The organism is Alteromonas sp. AWJ4_199 (genome assembly GCF_056159165.1).
The window spans coordinates 2,937,185-2,953,576 of sequence record NZ_JBSWUR010000001.1; the positions used below are offsets into that span (position 1 = coordinate 2,937,185).

The following is a 16,392-nucleotide window of genomic DNA, read 5'->3' on the forward strand; positions in this document are numbered from 1 at the left end:
TAACGTTTTCCTATAATTACGTTATTGCGTAGGTTTAAGGGGTTAGCCTTTTCCTCGGGTTTTTGTTTTGTGCGGCTCTGCGCTTTTTTCAATGAACTCAATAATCATGCTGGCAACATCTTTGTTGGTCGCTTTCTCGATACCTTCTAAGCCTGGTGAAGAGTTCACCTCCATTACGACCGGGCCGTTGTTCGAGCGAAGAATGTCTACACCGCAACAATTAAGGCCCATGGTTTTCGCAGCATCAACTGCTGTTTTGCGCTCGGCAGGGCTTAGGCGAACTAAACTTGCTTGACCACCGCGGTGAAGGTTAGAGCGAAACTCTCCAGGCGCCGCCTGACGCTTCATGGCAGCAACGACTTTTCCTCCAACCACAAAGCAGCGTATATCGGAACCCCCCGCCTCTTTGATAAATTCCTGTACTAAGATGCTGGCATTAAGCCCCATAAATGCTTCAATGATGGATTCTGCGGCTTTTTGGGTGTCTGCCAATACAACGCCTATGCCTTGGGTACCTTCTAGCAGCTTAATAACCACTGGTGCGCCACCCACGGTTTTGATTACATCGTCAATTTTGTCCGGGTGATGAGCAAAGCCGGTTCTAGGCATGCCAATGCCTTTGCGCGAAAGCAGCTGGAGCGAGCGAAGTTTATCTCGCGAACGGCTAATCGCCACTGACTCGTTAAGGCTGTATGTACCCATCATCTCAAACTGTCGAACTACAGAAGTACCGTAAAAGCTAACAGATGCGCCGATACGCGGGATCACTGCATCATAGTAAGGAAGCTTTTTACCGTTATAGCGAACAGACGGTCGCGCGCTAGTGATATCCATGTAGCAATGCATGGTGTCGATTACGTCAACCTCATGCCCGCGAGCTTGCCCAGCTTCCACCAAGCGTGAAGTAGAGTAAAGACGTGGATTTCTTGAAAGAATAGCGATGCGCATTATAAAAAAGCCTGTAGTTTGTGGTTTATTTTGTCGTTTATACGACATGTCAGTTATCACGTTAGAACGTGAGTATACCAATCTGTATAGAAAATCGCCCACTCAATAGGAAATTTGTATGCGGACTGGTATTAATTTTAGCCAAGTCATTTTTGCGCGCATACTAATTGAAGTGGTAGGGGGTGTCTTACGAATAATTCTTGTGGTGTCGATTGTTTTTAATGCATGAACTTGTTTGTTATTCACGTTAGCATTAAAGCGCCTTGGCCTTTCTAAATAAAAATCAGAGAGAAAGGCCTATATGGCTCACAAAAACAGAAAGGAAAGAGTGAATGAATGAGTGGTGGCATGGTTTTTTGGCGTGGTTAGTTCAGTACCAGTCAAACGTCGTGTTCAGTGGCTTGGTGTTGCTTATTTATTTAGCGATGTCGCGGAAGTTACTGCCAAAATTAGAAACTAATATTGTAAAATCAAAGCTCAAATCTAACAGTGCATTAAAAGGGCTTTTTGCCGCTCGTGTAATTGTAGCTACAGTATCCTTTTCCCTGCTGCTACTGGCATGGGGTATTGATTTCTCGGGTTTACTCGTACTTTCCACTTCGATCATTACGATAACCGGTGTTGCACTTTTTGCAAGCTGGTCGCTCATCAGTAATATCACGGCTTACTTTATATTGCTTACAAACGTAGCGTATAGCAGAGGCAATTACGTACGCATTCTCGATGGCGATAACTATATAGAGGGCGTTATTGCGGATGTTGGGCCATTCAGTACTCGTTTAATCACCGCCGACCGCGAAACGCTAATGTACCCTAACAATTTAATTCTAACTCGCCCAGTGCTACTCAACCCTAAAGAAAAGTGGGGTGCCATGGGTAAAGTTGTGGCGAAGTCGAGTGTAGAGACGCCGGTGGTTAAGACGGAAGAAACTAAACCACATGACGAGTTACTGTAAGTAATTCTTTATTCGTCATGTACAGTGCAATAGTAGAGAACGAAAAGCATTCAATTAACGTGGTGCAGATATGTCATCGCTCCTCAATAATTAAACATTTTTCGCTTCTCTAATATAACGCGTCATACTTTGTAGTAACGCGCGGAGTTTTGCCGGTTTAAGCGGCTTAGCCAAAAAGTTTACGCCTTGGTCTTTACACTCAGTCACTAAATTCTCATCTGGTGTTGCGGTTATAAGCGCCGCCGGCACAACGATGTTTAACCGGTGTCTTATCTCCTCAATCAGCGCAAGCCCATTTTTCTCGTTATCGTGACTAAGTTGATAATCCATCAGTAAGATCTGAGGCTGAATGATTTCACAAACCTTCAGTGCATCATCCCAGTTATTCGCTAAGAACACATTCACGCCCCATTTTTGTAATAGGGTTTGCATGGCATCTAAGTTTTCTCTTTGGTCGTCTACGCAAAGTACATCCATTCCAGTGAATGTGGTACTACGAGGCTTTGCTGCAATATTAGTAACCCGTCTAGGTTCAGCTTTGTCTAGAGAAAATGCAAAGCAGCTTCCTTTTCCCACCTTTGAGTTAACCTTAATATCGCTGTTAAGCTGAAGACCTAAGCGGCGCACTACACCTAAACCAAGGCCCAACCCATGCTCTTTGCTCTCATTGGCGCGAAAGAAATCGCCAAATATACTGCCTTTTTTATCATCGGAAATACCAATGCCAGTATCGAAGACCTTAAAATAAACGGTTTCTTTTACGGGTTTTACGACAAATAAAACTCGACCCATTTCCGTATACTTCACAGCATTTGATAGCAAGTTTTGGGTAATTCGATATAAATAAGTTTTATCGCCTCGTACCCAACAAGGGCGGATAATGGCTTTGAAACCAAGCCCCTTTTCACGGGCGCGCATGGCCATTTCATCAACAAGCGGAGAGAGTAGAGCGCTAACATCAATAGACTCGATATCGGGTTTCATTTCTCCTTGGTCCAGTCTAGCAATATCCAACAGTGTGCCTATAAGTGTTTCACTTGAGGTAACGCTATGTCCAAGTTTTTGAATAATAGCTTGGGCTTGCTCAGACAGTTCCTGCTCTTCCAAAGCACTCACGTAAAGTTTAGCGGCGTTAAGCGGCTGCAGTACATCATGACTGGCAAGGGCTAAAAACCGAGTTTTACTGGCGTTGGCATCTTCAGCAGCTTTTCGGGCTCTTATTAATTCTTTTTCCGCTTCGGAACGACGTTCTATTTCAAGGCGAAGCTCTGCGTTAATGGAGTGCACTTCTTCCGTACGTTTCTTGATACGGGCTTCAAGATCAATATTCGATTCTTCTAACGCTTGCTGAATTTCCACGTGCCCGGTGATGTCGTTGAAGCTTGTTACAAAACCGCCTCCGGGAAGTGGATTTCCTACCATTTCAATAACCCGACCATCTTTGCGCTGACGAGTAAAGCGATGGGGCATACCGGATCGCAAGTGCGCCAAACGTTTTTCTACTTCAGCATCGACATCGTGAGTTCCAAACTCGCCTTGCGACGCGTTGTAACGAATGAGTTTTTCAATGGGCGTGCCAACCGCAAGTAAGTTGTCAGGGTAAGGGTAAAGGTTTGCGTAGCGTTTATTCCAAGCGACCAAATTCAAATGTTTGTCTACCACACTAATGCCCTGATCCATGTTTTCAAGCGAGGTTAATAGCGCTGTCATATTAAACTGCATCGCCTGCGTGGTATCGTCGAAAAAGTTAATGACCTCAGTAAAATCCATTTTCTTGCCACGTAGTGCACTGTCTAAGAGTACCTTTGCACTAGAGGCGCCAATAACCCCGCCAAGGGCCCGCTCACAGAATGATAAAAACGATTCATTAGGCGTGTCAGTGTGGCTTAATTGACAATTGTTTAACTGTTGATATTGGGTAAGAAGCTGATCGCAACGACCTGTTCCCATAAAGGTTGAAAGCAAAGTGATAAGGTCAGACACGGTAACGTTTGTGGCTTGAGCTTTGACCGTGTTGTTACTAGAAATGGCAGGAGAAACGAACGCTTCTGCCTGCATTCTGTCGATAAGGCGCTGGGGAGCAAAGTGAGAAAAGAGTATGTATACTAGGCTGTTTGCAGCCAAGCTAATCATGGCCCCTTGGCTTATAAGTTCGTTTTGCTCCATTTGCGAAACTTGTTCACTCACAATGGGCAGCACTAACCACAGCACCCAGATAACAAGCCCTACCATTAAGCCAGCGTAGACACCATGGGCATGAGCGCGTTTCCAATAAAGGCCGCCAACAATTGCAGGCATTAGCTGTATTACAAGAGAAAACGCAATAAGGCCAATAGAGTGAAGAGACCGACTACTGGTCATTTGCTGGTGGTATAAAAAGGCCATTAATAAAATGAAGGCAATAACGATACGGCGGATAAGGCGGATTCTTTTCGACACGTCTTTTTTATCATCAGTGTTGCCGGAAAATGCGAGAATACGCGGCAATATCACGTCATTAGTAAGCATGGTACTTAGCGTTAACGTGGCGACAATAATCATAGCGGTGGCCGCAGACAGCCCACCCACAAATACAATAACCTGAAGCAATGCTGACTCAGAAAACATAGCGAGTGATAAAACGTACGAGTCGGGCTCAATGCCTTGACCTGCAAAAATGGCTTTACCTGCAATAGCGATAACAGGAATAACAGCAGAAATAATGGTGAGGTACAGCGGAAACAGCCAGCGCGCTGTGCGTAAATGGCCCAAGCTTAAGTTATCAATAATGGCGACATGAAACTGTCGAGGTAAGCACACAATAGCTGCCGCAGCCATAATCGTTTGTGCGATGAAGCTAAATGAGCCAAATTGAGCAAGTGCCACCTCATTTGTGAAGCTCTCGAAGAATGCCCCAGATTGCGTACGTTCCCAAGCGCTATAGCCAACAATGGCGACTAACACTAAGGCAAGTAGCTTAATGGTTGACTCAAAGGCTATGGCTAGCATCAAACCACGTCTGTATTCTGTAACGTCGGTTTGGCGTGTACCAAAATAGATAGCAAAAACGGCGATAAAGCCCGTGGCAGCAATGACAATGCCATTGCTGTTGGGTTGCTGAGTTAACAGTTGAAAGGTTGCGCCAACCGCTTTTAACTGGAGCGCGATGTAGGGAATAGTTGCAAGTAAAGCAATAAGGGTAACGACTAGGGCTACGGTTTGACGCTTGCCATAGCGTGACGCAATGAAGTCTGAAATGGTTGTAATATGCTGCTTTTTACTTACCAATGTCAGTTTATAAATAAACTTGTATCCCAACACGTAGACTAAGATGGGCCCAAGCATAATTGGCAGGTAAATCCATGTATCTCTACTTGCTTGCCCTACCATGCCAAAGAAAGTCCAAGCGGTACAATAGATTGCCAGGGCTAATGAATAGATGGCGGGATGAGAAGTTAGTGCTCTTGCTGTAGGCGAGTTCTTCTCTCCCCAACTTGCTAATGAAAACAGCAAAAAGAGGTACAAGACTGCAAGCGTTACCCAACCAAAAACCATAATCTTCCTTTAACTTAGTTTTAACAACTGTGCTGATATTATAATCATTTCGACCATGGTCTACCTACGACCATGGTCTCATTTTGAATTTCACACCTCAGGTCTAGAGTAGTAGCTGACCTCCTAAATGCTTGACTTTTGCTGTTTTGTTTCTGCTTTATGCAAAAGTTTCAAACGCAGCAATAACGTTAACAAAGCCGAGCGTTAGGGAATTGTAAAATCATAACAACTAGTTAACCTGACATGAGGGTGAAACAATGGCATTTAGAAACGAAGAGGACAAAAAAGCCTACTGGAGTGAAAACCTAGCGCTCCTAGCTAAGCTTTTAGTCGTTTGGTTCATCGTATCATTTGGTGCCGGCATACTGTTTGTCGATATCTTAAATGAAATTCAGTTTTTTGGCTTTAAATTAGGCTTCTGGTTTGCACAACAGGGCTCGATTTACGTATTTGTCGCATTGATCTTTGTCTATATGGCGAAGATGAACGCCATGGACAAACGCTACGGCGTAGATGAGGAGTAAATCATGGACGTTCAAACTTTAACATTTATTATCGTTGGCGCGTCGTTCGCGCTGTATATTGCAATTGCAATTTGGGCACGCGCTGGGTCGACGAATGACTTCTATGTAGCGGGTGGTGGCGTACCGCCTGTTATGAACGGTATGGCTACGGCGGCAGACTGGATGTCGGCAGCATCGTTTATATCAATGGCGGGTCTTATCTCATTTATGGGTTACGATGGTGCGGTATACCTCATGGGCTGGACTGGCGGCTATGTTCTACTTGCGCTTTGTTTAGCACCTTACCTACGTAAATTCGGTAAGTTTACGGTGCCTGACTTTATTGGCGATCGCTACTACTCACAGACCGCACGTACGGTTGCGGTATTTTGTGCCATCTTCGTTTGCTTCACCTATGTAGCAGGCCAAATGCGTGGCGTAGGCGTGGTTTTCAGCCGCTTCTTAGAAGTGGATATTGTGTCTGGCGTGGTTATCGGCATGGTTATTGTGTTCTTCTATACTGTGCTCGGCGGTATGAAAGGCATTACTTACACTCAGGTCGCGCAATATTGCGTGATGATCTTTGCCTATATCGTACCTGCGGTATTTATTTCGATGATGGTAACAGGTCATATTCTTCCGCAAACTGGTTTTGGGGCCACTTTAGCTGACGGTTCGGGGGTGCATATGCTGCAGAAACTCGATAATTTATCCGTCGAACTCGGCTTCAATGAATATACGTCGGGAACGAAAAGTACTATCGATGTATTTTTTATCACCTTTGCACTAATGGTGGGGACTGCGGGTCTTCCACACGTTATTGTTCGCTTCTTCACTGTGCCTAAAGTTCACGATGCACGTAAATCAGCAGGCTATGCCTTAGCATTTATCGCTATTCTTTACACTACAGCACCGTCGTTAGCAGCGTTTGCTCGTGTGAATATGATTGAAACTATTAACGGCCCTGAAATGACGGGAACCAGCTATGAAGAAGCGCCGTCGTGGATTAAAAATTGGGAGCAGACTGGTCTTATCGCGTTTGAAGATAAAAATGGCGATGGCAAAATGTTCTATTCGGGTGATGAGCGCAATGAAATGAAAGTTGACCGCGACATCATGGTATTGGCTAACCCTGAAATCGCGAACTTACCAGCATGGGTAATTGCGCTTGTTGCGGCAGGTGGTGTGGCAGCAGCCCTTTCTACTTCAGCGGGCTTACTGTTGGTAATTTCCACCTCTGTATCACACGATTTACTGAAGCGGAACTTTATGCCGAATATTACGGATAAAGCCGAGCTTATGTACGCTAGATTGGCAGCAGCGGTGGCAATTGTCATTGCAGGTTACTTCGGTATTAATCCGCCCGGATTTGTCGCGCAGGTGGTGGCCTTTGCTTTCGGCTTAGCGGCATCGAGTTTCTTCCCAGCCATTATTATGGGTATCTTTAGCAAACGTATGAACGACAAAGGTGCTATTGCGGGAATGATTTCAGGCATTGCGTTTACTGCGGCTTACATTATTTACTTTAAGTTTGTAAATCCAGCAGCTAATACGCCTGATAACTGGTGGTTTGGTATCTCTCCTGAAGGCATTGGTACTTTAGGTATGATGGTGAACTTCATTGTGGCTTTCCTTGTGTTCAAAGCAACAGATGAAGCGCCAGAAGAAATCCAAGAACTGGTTGAAAGCATTCGTTATCCTAAGGGAGCGGGTGAAGCATCAGCGCACTAAGCTAATGTTGCCTAAAGATAGGCTTTAGCAAAATAAAACCAATCTACTGGCGAAAGTGAGTAGGTTGGTTTTTTCTTTTTGTGTACCGGACAATTTCTATGACTGCAATGGCTAAACAAGTTGAAGACTTTCTTAATACGTCCGCGCCTTTTGACTTGCTGGACAAAGAGCAGAAGCTGCAGCTTACAAAACACACAGAGCTACTCTATTTGACCGCCGATAATGTGGATCAGGCTATGAAAGATAAAGTCGCGCTGTTCCTTATTCAGAGCGGCCAGTTCTCAGTGAAAGACTCTGATGCACCCATTCAACATTTAAGTGAAGGTGACTATTTCGGTTACGCAAATATAAAACAAAAACGAAATTTTCCACTACGCATAACGGTGGACAGCCCAGGGCTGGTTTATTGTTTTGATGCGCTAGCTGTAGAACCTTTACTAGAAATACCTACAATACGGCATTTTTTTGATGGCCTTAGCAATAACGCTCTGCAAAATCATGCCATTGCAGATAGTAATTCAATGTGGCTCTACAAAGGCCTTACTGATGCTATCGAAAAAGCGCCGGTTTCCGTCGAGGCTCAAACCTCAATTACGGTTGCAGCTCAGTTAATGACATCGCAAAAAGTCTCTTCTTTGTTAGTAACTGAACAAGAGAAGCTAATTGGTATCATTACTGACCGCGATTTAAGGTCGAGAGTGGTGGCAGCTTCTTTAGACCCTCATCTTCCAGTTAGCCAAATAATGACAGCCAACCCGGCTCAGATTATGGGTAACAGGACCTTGTTTGACGCTTTAGTACTAATGACGGAAAAAAACATTCATCACCTGCCTATTATTGATCATCAAACGCTAGTGCCCCTTGGCATGGTAACCGCCAGCGATATCATTCGTCAGCAGCGAGGAAACGTACTCTTCATTATTGGTGAGTTGAGCAAGGCTGAGAACCTTTATGAGCTTACGCGCTTGTCGTGGCAACTGCCTCATTACTTTTCAGCTCATGCTAAAAAGGCAGGTGATTACGACATTGCTGGGAAAATATTGTCACAAGCAACCGATATTATGACCAGAAAGCTAATTGGCTTTTTCCAACAAGCTAACGGTAAAGCTCCCATGATGTTTGCGTGGTTAGTGTATGGTTCACAAGCCCGAGAAGACCAAACCATGGGCTCAGATCAAGACAACGGGCTACTTCTTGCCAAGCAACCTACCGAAGTGCAAGCTGAGTACTTTTCGAATATGGCAGAGTACGTATGCAAGGGGTTGGCAAAGTGCGGCATCAAGCTTTGCGATGGCAATATTATGGCCAGTAATCCTAAGCTGAGACTATCTCTCGGTGAGGCGCTCGAAGAAGCTAAACAGTGGGTAAAAGCGCCTACCAAAGATGCCATTATGCATTTTAATATTTTTCTTGATGTGCGATGTGCAGCGGGAGATGTAAGCTTATTCAAGCAGCTTCAAAAACGGCGTGCGCCTTTGATGCAGCAAAACATGTTTTTAGCAGCACTTGCCAGACATAGTAACGATATATCGGTGCCGCTTTCCATGTTTCAGAAGTTTGTTTATGAAAAGGGAAGAAAACAAAAAGACGTTATTGATCTAAAGACTCGTGCTGTTGCTTTAATCAATAACATAGCAAGAATCTATGCCTTGGCTGATGGGGTGACTTTACCTAACACGCTTGCGCGCTTAGACGCATTATCAGCTCGTTCGCAACTTTCAAAACGCGATGCAACGAATCTTAGCGATATTTGGCTGTTCCTGAATCGTCTGCGCTGGCGTCATCAACTTGAAAACAAAGTTACCGATAATCGCGTTTCCATATCAAGCCTGTCATCAATTGAAAAACATCAGCTTAAAGCTGCTTTTAAAGCCATAGAAAGAACGAATCAAGCTATGGTGATGAAGTTTTCAGGTGGCGTGAGTTAATCGATATGGTTCAACGGTGGATAAAGGCATGCGCACAGGCACTCACGAGTAAAACCAAGCTGAAAAAGCGTCTTCGCGAACTCAGCGTTTACAATACATCATTTACCGCAGTTGATTTAGAACTTACTTCGCTAGACCCTTCAGCAACGCAAATTACTTCTGTGGGTTATGTGAGCGGCACGGGGGGGCGTATCGATTTATCGACGAGCGGTTATCATGTTATCAACACTACCGCAGACTTAGGGCAAAGCCCTGTGATTCACGGGTTAACCCCTGACATCTTGCAAAAAGGCGAAAATTTAGAAGTGGCGCTCCATGCACTCACACCGTTACTTCAACAACATATACTTATTTTTCACAACGCTAGACTGGACTTAATGGCGTTAAACAAAGCTTTTAAACAGTGCGCTTTACCAAAGTTAGAGGTGGTTTATATTGATACCCTTCAGCTTGCGCTGTATCAGCTAAACAAGCAGCATCAGGTTTTGCCAAGTAATAGTGCTACGCTAGGGGTGTGCCGCCAACGCTTAGACCTCCCTGCATTTAATGAACATAATGCGCTAGATGATGCGTTAGCTACACTTCAGCTTTTCCTAGCCCAGTTGACGGAATTAGGTGTAGCGAAAGAGGCTACGCTGAACTGCCTGCTTCACACCGGGGCTGTTGGGTGTATTCAGCTAGGTAGCAGCTAAAAACTTTTTATCGGTTGTGAAGAACTGGGGCTCTTTGCTTGTTTAGTAGGCGCAAGTGAAGGAGATACTAAGCGGTTACGCCCGGAAGTTTTAGCTGCATACAAGTTTTTATCCGCCTCCAGCATTACATAATCAATCGTTTTATCATCGCTGGCGGTTTTTATCGCTAATCCAGCACTCAATGTTATACGCCCGTACTCAGACGAACTATGAAGGATGTTGAGGTCGTAAACGTTTTCTAATAGGCGCTCGGCGACAGCTACTGCACCCTCCACATCAGTGTTTGGTAAAATTACTAAAAACTCTTCACCACCAATTCTAACCAATTTGTCCATAGGCCGAAGGAGTGCATCATTTATCGTTTTACTGACCTTCCATAAACAGCTATCACCATCCAAATGCCCATACATATCGTTAAATAGCTTAAAGTGGTCGACATCAAATATAACTAAAGACAATGGGGTGGCATTGCGTTCGCTATCTTTAACTAATCGGGGGAGATAGTCATCCAAATAGTGTCTGTTGTAGGCACCGGTTAGTTTGTCGATATAAATTAGTTTTTCTAAGAAATCACTTCTGAGCTTGTGTTGAAGGTGCGACTTTACGCGATTGCGCAGCGTACAGGCATTGACAGGTTTAACAACAAAGTCTACACACCCTGAATCCCAGCAGCGTGATTCTTCCTCTTCTGTTGATGAAGAGGTAACGAAAACAATAGGTATATTCTCACACGATTGCTTTTGTCGAAGCAGCCTAGTGGTTTGATGCCCATCCATTTCTGGCATGGAAATATCCATAAGGATCAAATCAGGCTTGTTGCGCTTGCAGTACTCGACCGCCTCTTTTCCCGAGTTCACAGAACAACACTCAACAATTTCTTCAAGTAGAGTTTTCAAAACGAGTCTGCTGCTAGCTTGGTCGTCGACAATTAAAACGTTGCAATCAGCTAAAGTCCGATCGCCGACTTGGTCGATGTACACTGGATCTCCTAACAACATATGTGTGTTATTACTTGATAAGAATACGCCTGTATATCAAAAAGAACATTAACCATAAGTGTAATATTTAGGCGTAGAGACTGGTTCTCTTATTATCCGCATCTATAAGAAAATCTTTAACGCTAAAGGCGTTTTTTCACAATAAAGAACGATTCGTAATACAGATGGGAAGGTTTAAGTATCAACCCTTAGAAAAACAAACTTAAAAAAGCCAATCCAAAAACGCCAAGGGTACACAGGGTGCCCACCATATAAAAATAGCTTCTAGGGCTAGGGTTCTTCTCTGTGGCAATAGCATAATACAGTGCCATATGAATGATACGACTTAGTGCGAAGGCCCAAACCAACATGGCTAGGATCTCTGTTGGCGCGCCAAGAAACATACAAAGCAATGCGGGAAGCGTAAATTGGTGAATATTTTCAAGCGAGTTGTGAAATGTTCTGTGACTTCTAAAAACAAAGCTATCGTGGCTCAATTCTTCGCTGACTTTACCGGGAATGTAACGAGACTGCTTTCTATGTGCTACAGCGGCTACGATGTTTTGAACAAACACAGTTAAACTAATAACTAGCAGCCCCGCAATACTGTATGTGTAAACCGCAAACATTTGAACTCCTTCTCTGGTTTAGTGAGAGACTTTATATATTTATAAGTGCAGTAATACCGAGCTGATTGACTCTATCCACTTAACGTTCTCGTATGCAAACGAGACAGTATCAAAGCCTTTATCGAATTGAATTTGTTTACGCGACAACTGTGGGAAGAGATCGATAAATAGAAATAAAAAAGCATAGACCAACCCTCGTCGGTGTATGCTCTTTTTTTATATTCTTGTATATCGATTTATAGCGACGCTTTTATGTCGTTTGGAAGTAATACGCTATCTATAACATGAATTACACCATTGCTGGTCATAACGTCAGCTTTGATAACTTGAGCATCGTTTATCATGACTTTATTCATTGTAGTAGAGATCATTAGCTTACTACCTTCCACCGTAGTTGCATCAGAGAGCTCTGTTACATCTTTTGCTGTTACTTTACCGGCTACCACATGATACGTAAGAATTTTTGTTAGCGTTTGCTTGTTTTCGGGTTTAAGCAGCATTTCAATTGTACCGTCAGGCAATGCAGCAAATGCGTCATCGGTCGGAGCAAAAACGGTAAATGGACCATCCCCTTTCAATGTACTGACTAAATCAGCAGACTTAACGGCGGCTACGAGTGTTGAAAACATATCATTACTAGCAGCAGTGTCGACAATATCGTTTTGCTTGCCTTCTGCATGGTGACCCGCGAAAACGCTCGTGCTCAGAACAATTAAAAACAACACACTCATTATTTTCTTCATAATCTTTCCTTCAATGTGTAAATGGGTTTTAAATGAAATTCATCATCCTTCATATCGTCTATTACTTAATGACAGCTACTGAAAGCTACTGAATTGAGGTTTGTTACGGCAATGTCTTACAATTTGATGATTAACTTTGTGTAATGCTGGTTAGCAACGAAAGAAGAGGAGCGATGCATCAGTAACTTAGTTCAGTTCTTGCTTATCTATTGCGATAATATGCAGTCTGCAGGTTGTAAATAAAATGTAAAAATAAGCGCAAATGCTATAATTTTAAACTATCGAGTAACTAGAAAAGGTGCCTAATATGAATACTCGACTAGTTTTCTTTATACTTTTTTGTTGTGGTTTGCTCAGCGCTTGCCAGTCAACGCGAGAGAATAGTGTGGAGGCAGCGCCCACACTATTAAACGATAGCCTGTTTTCTTCTCATCATTTATTTTCCGTTGAGTCTATTGAAGATATCTTTTTTCTTGGAGAAGATGCTCAGATCTTTGCTGAAAAGGCAGTGTATGCAAAAAGCATTACCGGGAAAGATGTAAAAGGGCTAGTAAAAGCTATTTTTGATCATTCGGACTATGGCATGCTGTATCGTAATAGTGCGAACACGACGGCAGACACTACGTTTAACAATCGAGCTGCAAACTGTTTATCCCTCTCAATTATGACCTATGCACTTGCTGAACATGTGGGGTTAGACGCGACCTTCTATGAAGTAGATATTCCAGAGTATTGGACACGAAGAGAGGGGTATAGCCTGCTAAATGGGCATATTAATATACGCGTCTCAGTGCCTGAGGCTAATCATGTAACATCGATTGGAGGCTCATGGGCAGACGTAGACTTTGACCCGCAAATGCTACGCAACTACTTTCCCAGAAAGCCAGTATCGAAAAACAAAATAGTGTCCATGTACTACAACAACAAAGGGGCAGATGCGTTGGTGGCAAATAGCTACACAAGGGCTTACAGCTACTTTCGTGCCGCTGCTACATTAACGCCTGAATTACAGCAAAGTTGGGTGAACCTAGGAGTTCTTTACAGAATGGTGGAGGCTTATGAGCAGGCTGAGATGACTTACAAGCATGCACTATCACTAAATGATGAAAACCTCACCGCATGGGAAAATTTATCTATTCTTTATACGCATCAAGATAGAAATGGAGAAGCCATGCAGATTACGCAAATGGTTGAAGCAAAGCGTAAGAACAACCCTTTTTATCATTACATATTAGGGGAACAAGCTTTTGATGCTGGCAAGCTTAACGCTGCAATAGCGCATTATAGAAAAGGGCTTAAGCTTGATAACGCGCGTCACGAGATTTTATTCGGCATGGCCAAAGCGTATCACGAGTTAGGCGATGTTAGCGAAGCGCAACGCTTCTTAGAAAGGGCTGTGAAGCATTCACCAAACCTACAGGAAAAACAGCGCTATTCTTCTAAACTAGCTACCTTGGCAAGTAACTAAAAAAAAAGCCGCAGACTAGCTGCGGCAAAAGAATAACACTACAAAAGGAACTTAATTTATATAACGCCCAGCTCACGAAGGCGCTCTTGCAGGTATGACCCTGCAGTATGACGTTCTGAAAGAACAACATCTGGTCTTGGGTGTAAAAACAATGGCAACGAGATACGAGACTTCGTCATGTCAGTGCCATCTGGGTTTACAACCCTATGGGTAGTTGATGGGAAATATCCGCCTGATGCTTCTTGAAGCATGTCGCCAATATTCACTATCAAGTTCCCGAAATCACAAGGAACGTCAATCCAACTACCGTCTTTAGCTTGTACTTGCAATCCTGGCTCGTTGGCTGCTGGCAAGATAGTAATCAAATTAATATCTTCGTGAGCAGCAGCGCGAATCGCATCTACTTCTTCATCACCTTTTAGTGGTGGGTAGTGCAGTATACGTAGCAAGGTTTGATCAGAGTCTTTGATCATGTCACCTAGCGGTTGGCTGTACTTATCGCTCACCTCTGAAGGAGAATGTTTTTCTATCCAACCCAGTAGCTCTTTCGCTAATGTGTTTGCTTCCTCATAGTACTGAGAAATTTGTGGATGTAGCGCTTCTGGGCACTGACCCCACGGATAGAAGTGGTAATACTCTTTAATATCTTTTTTCGTAAAGCCTTTAGCTACCTCAGATACGCTCTGAGGGAAAAATCCGTCTTGTTTACCTTTGTTGTACAGGTAGTCGTTCTTCTCTTCACTATCGAAGAAGCCCTGCCAATTGTCGTAAATACCTTGAACTAATGACTGTTGGATAGGGTGATTTTTCAAAACACCGAACCCTGTCTCGCGAAGTGACTTCACGAATTCTTCTTGTGCGTTTTCCGCTTGGTAATCAACAGCAACTAATTGCATAACTTTATCCCGTATATTTTGACTGCGGCATTATAAAGGTAGACGGGCTACAGAAAAAAGTCGCAGAAATTGACATAAATCAACCCCGCGAGGAATTTGCGCGTAATTTACAGAAACCTGACCAGTTAGTCTAGTAAAATCTTGACCAACTGGTCCAAATTAATGAAATTTAACCAAGAGAGAGGTAAAAGCCCGCTAGCGCGGCACTCATTAAGTTAGATAACGTTGCAGCAATAACAGCTTTTAACCCCAGTCTCGCAATTTCTTTTCTGCGTGTTGGTGCCATAGCACCAATTCCACCCATCAAAATAGCGATAGAAGAGAAGTTTGCAAAACCACAAAGTGCAAAGGTGATAATGGCCTGAGATGCTTCAGATAGCTGCGATTGGTTCTCTAAGAAGTTAAGGTAAGCAACGAATTCGTTGACCACCATTTTCTGACCAATGAAGCTACCTGCAAGTTGTGCTTCCTCCCATGGTACGCCGATTGCCCATGCAAGAGGTTGAAGTACATAACCCAGGATCCCTTCAAACGTAACGTTTTCATAGCCAAATAGCCCTGCTGTCCAGCCAATAAGGCCGTTAAACATGGCAATTAACGCTATGAAAGCGAGTAGCATAGCGCCTACGTTTAACGCAAGCTGCATGCCTGACGCTGCGCCACTGGCAGCAGCATCAAATACATTAGCGTAGCCGGTATCTTCCGCGTCTACGTCGTGTAAGTCTTCATTGGGTTTACTGGTTTCAGGCAAGATAATTTTTGCCATTAGCAAACCACCTGGCGCAGCCATAAAGCTTGCGGCCAATAAGTATTTAAGGTCAACGCCCATTCCAGCATAACCTGCCATCACAGAGCCCGCAATTGACGCTAGCCCGCCTACCATAATGGCAAACAGTTCAGAGCTCGTCATGTGTGGGATGAAAGGGCGAACTACCAAAGGCGCTTCGGTTTGACCGACAAAAATGTTGGCTGCAGAGGACATGGATTCAGGACGACTAGTCCCCAGCGCTTTTTGTAAGAATCCACCGATTACTTTGATGATGACACCCATCACTTTGAGGTGATAGAGAACAGCGATAAGTGCAGAGAAAAAGACAATAACGGGAAGCACGTTAAAGGCAAAAATAAAAGCAATTGATTTGTCGCCAATAGGGCCGAACAAGAAGTTAATGCCTTCTTGGCTATAAGCAATAATGTTGGCGACAAATTTGGTTGCGCTTAATAGAACTTCTTTACCTGGTTCAGAGTACAGGACAAATGCGCCAACTGATGCTTGAATAGCAAATGCGCCGCCAACGGTGCGCCAATTTATACTGCGTTTCGCCGATGATAACGCGAAAGCAATACCCAGAAGGACTGCAATGCCCAGTAAACCTACCATAGTAAT

13 protein-coding genes are annotated in these 16,392 nt (G+C 43.8%); 6 read left to right on the forward strand and 7 right to left on the reverse strand.

What is annotated here, in order from left to right:
- Positions 1-42: 42 nt before the first annotated feature.
- The gene (gene rimK, locus ACXAER_RS12865) at positions 43-948 is read right to left on the reverse strand and encodes a 30S ribosomal protein S6--L-glutamate ligase (protein ID WP_025257684.1); all 906 of its coding nucleotides are present in this window, start codon (positions 946-948) and stop codon (positions 43-45) included.
- A 332-nt stretch (positions 949-1,280) separates the two neighbouring features.
- On the opposite strand from rimK, the gene ACXAER_RS12870 reads away from it, so the two are divergent.
- Positions 1,281-1,904 (forward strand): mechanosensitive ion channel domain-containing protein, encoded by a 624-nt coding sequence (locus tag ACXAER_RS12870; protein ID WP_474829773.1) that lies wholly within the window; start codon positions 1,281-1,283, stop codon positions 1,902-1,904.
- 90 nt (positions 1,905-1,994) lie between these two features.
- On the opposite strand, the gene ACXAER_RS12875 is transcribed toward ACXAER_RS12870, so the two are convergent.
- Positions 1,995-5,438 carry a PAS domain-containing hybrid sensor histidine kinase/response regulator gene (locus ACXAER_RS12875; RefSeq protein WP_474829775.1) on the reverse strand — a complete coding sequence of 1,148 codons (3,444 nt, stop codon included), beginning with the start codon at positions 5,436-5,438 and terminating at the stop codon, positions 1,995-1,997.
- Positions 5,439-5,695: 257 nt separating this feature from the next.
- On the opposite strand from ACXAER_RS12875, the gene ACXAER_RS12880 reads away from it, so the two are divergent.
- From ACXAER_RS12880 to ACXAER_RS12895, 4 genes are all read left to right on the forward strand, one after another.
- The gene (locus ACXAER_RS12880) at positions 5,696-5,962 is read left to right on the forward strand and encodes a DUF4212 domain-containing protein (RefSeq protein WP_039216401.1); all 267 of its coding nucleotides are present in this window, start codon (positions 5,696-5,698) and stop codon (positions 5,960-5,962) included.
- A 3-nt stretch (positions 5,963-5,965) separates the two neighbouring features.
- Positions 5,966-7,672, forward strand: coding sequence for a sodium:solute symporter family protein (locus tag ACXAER_RS12885; RefSeq protein WP_474804608.1), 1,707 nt, complete (start codon positions 5,966-5,968; stop codon positions 7,670-7,672).
- Between the two features lie 98 nt (positions 7,673-7,770).
- Positions 7,771-9,600, forward strand: a complete 1,830-nt coding sequence (locus tag ACXAER_RS12890) for a putative nucleotidyltransferase substrate binding domain-containing protein (protein ID WP_474829778.1) — start codon at positions 7,771-7,773, stop codon at positions 9,598-9,600.
- Between the two features lie 5 nt (positions 9,601-9,605).
- Positions 9,606-10,292 carry a 3'-5' exonuclease gene (locus tag ACXAER_RS12895; RefSeq protein WP_474829780.1) on the forward strand — a complete coding sequence of 229 codons (687 nt, stop codon included), beginning with the start codon at positions 9,606-9,608 and terminating at the stop codon, positions 10,290-10,292.
- Here the strand turns inward: ACXAER_RS12895 and ACXAER_RS12900 are convergent.
- The 3 genes from ACXAER_RS12900 to ACXAER_RS12910 all read right to left on the reverse strand — a co-directional run bounded on the left by ACXAER_RS12900 (position 10,289) and on the right by ACXAER_RS12910 (position 12,641).
- Positions 10,289-11,272, reverse strand: coding sequence for a GGDEF domain-containing response regulator (locus ACXAER_RS12900; RefSeq protein WP_474829782.1), 984 nt, complete (start codon positions 11,270-11,272; stop codon positions 10,289-10,291). The two genes, ACXAER_RS12895 and ACXAER_RS12900, sit on opposite strands and share 4 nt — an antisense overlap.
- A gap of 206 nt (positions 11,273-11,478) precedes the next feature.
- A complete protein-coding gene (locus ACXAER_RS12905) occupies positions 11,479-11,898 on the reverse strand; it encodes an MAPEG family protein (protein WP_474829784.1) in 420 nt (139 codons plus the stop codon).
- 236 nt (positions 11,899-12,134) lie between these two features.
- Positions 12,135-12,641 carry a fasciclin domain-containing protein gene (locus tag ACXAER_RS12910; RefSeq protein WP_474829787.1) on the reverse strand — a complete coding sequence of 169 codons (507 nt, stop codon included), beginning with the start codon at positions 12,639-12,641 and terminating at the stop codon, positions 12,135-12,137.
- A 307-nt stretch (positions 12,642-12,948) separates the two neighbouring features.
- Here ACXAER_RS12910 and ACXAER_RS12915 point away from each other — a divergent pair, with 307 nt between their 5' ends.
- The gene (locus tag ACXAER_RS12915) at positions 12,949-14,109 is read left to right on the forward strand and encodes a tetratricopeptide repeat protein (protein WP_474829789.1); all 1,161 of its coding nucleotides are present in this window, start codon (positions 12,949-12,951) and stop codon (positions 14,107-14,109) included.
- 56 nt (positions 14,110-14,165) lie between these two features.
- On the opposite strand, the gene ACXAER_RS12920 is transcribed toward ACXAER_RS12915, so the two are convergent.
- Positions 14,166-15,005, reverse strand: coding sequence for an isopenicillin N synthase family dioxygenase (locus ACXAER_RS12920; protein ID WP_334060271.1), 840 nt, complete (start codon positions 15,003-15,005; stop codon positions 14,166-14,168).
- Positions 15,006-15,174: 169 nt separating this feature from the next.
- Positions 15,175-16,386: a NupC/NupG family nucleoside CNT transporter gene (locus ACXAER_RS12925; RefSeq protein ID WP_474829791.1), complete on the reverse strand. Its 1,212-nt coding sequence runs from the start codon at positions 16,384-16,386 to the stop codon at positions 15,175-15,177.
- Positions 16,387-16,392 lie beyond the last annotated feature (6 nt).

What these genes read in the sequence shown, in the direction of transcription:
- rimK (WP_025257684.1), bottom strand. Translation starts at nt 948, where the DNA reads ATGCGCATCGCTATTCTTTCAAGAAATCCACGTCTTTACTCTACTTCA.
- ACXAER_RS12875 (WP_474829775.1), bottom strand. Translation starts at nt 5,438, where the DNA reads ATGGTTTTTGGTTGGGTAACGCTTGCAGTCTTGTACCTCTTTTTGCTG.
- ACXAER_RS12880 (WP_039216401.1), top strand. Translation starts at nt 5,696, where the DNA reads ATGGCATTTAGAAACGAAGAGGACAAAAAAGCCTACTGGAGTGAAAAC.
- ACXAER_RS12910 (WP_474829787.1), bottom strand. Translation starts at nt 12,641, where the DNA reads ATGAAGAAAATAATGAGTGTGTTGTTTTTAATTGTTCTGAGCACGAGC.
- ACXAER_RS12905 (WP_474829784.1), bottom strand. Translation starts at nt 11,898, where the DNA reads ATGTTTGCGGTTTACACATACAGTATTGCGGGGCTGCTAGTTATTAGT.
- ACXAER_RS12870 (WP_474829773.1), top strand. Translation starts at nt 1,281, where the DNA reads ATGAATGAGTGGTGGCATGGTTTTTTGGCGTGGTTAGTTCAGTACCAG.
- ACXAER_RS12915 (WP_474829789.1), top strand. Translation starts at nt 12,949, where the DNA reads ATGAATACTCGACTAGTTTTCTTTATACTTTTTTGTTGTGGTTTGCTC.
- ACXAER_RS12890 (WP_474829778.1), top strand. Translation starts at nt 7,771, where the DNA reads ATGACTGCAATGGCTAAACAAGTTGAAGACTTTCTTAATACGTCCGCG.
- ACXAER_RS12920 (WP_334060271.1), bottom strand. Translation starts at nt 15,005, where the DNA reads ATGCAATTAGTTGCTGTTGATTACCAAGCGGAAAACGCACAAGAAGAA.
- ACXAER_RS12895 (WP_474829780.1), top strand. Translation starts at nt 9,606, where the DNA reads ATGGTTCAACGGTGGATAAAGGCATGCGCACAGGCACTCACGAGTAAA.
- ACXAER_RS12885 (WP_474804608.1), top strand. Translation starts at nt 5,966, where the DNA reads ATGGACGTTCAAACTTTAACATTTATTATCGTTGGCGCGTCGTTCGCG.
- ACXAER_RS12925 (WP_474829791.1), bottom strand. Translation starts at nt 16,386, where the DNA reads ATGGTAGGTTTACTGGGCATTGCAGTCCTTCTGGGTATTGCTTTCGCG.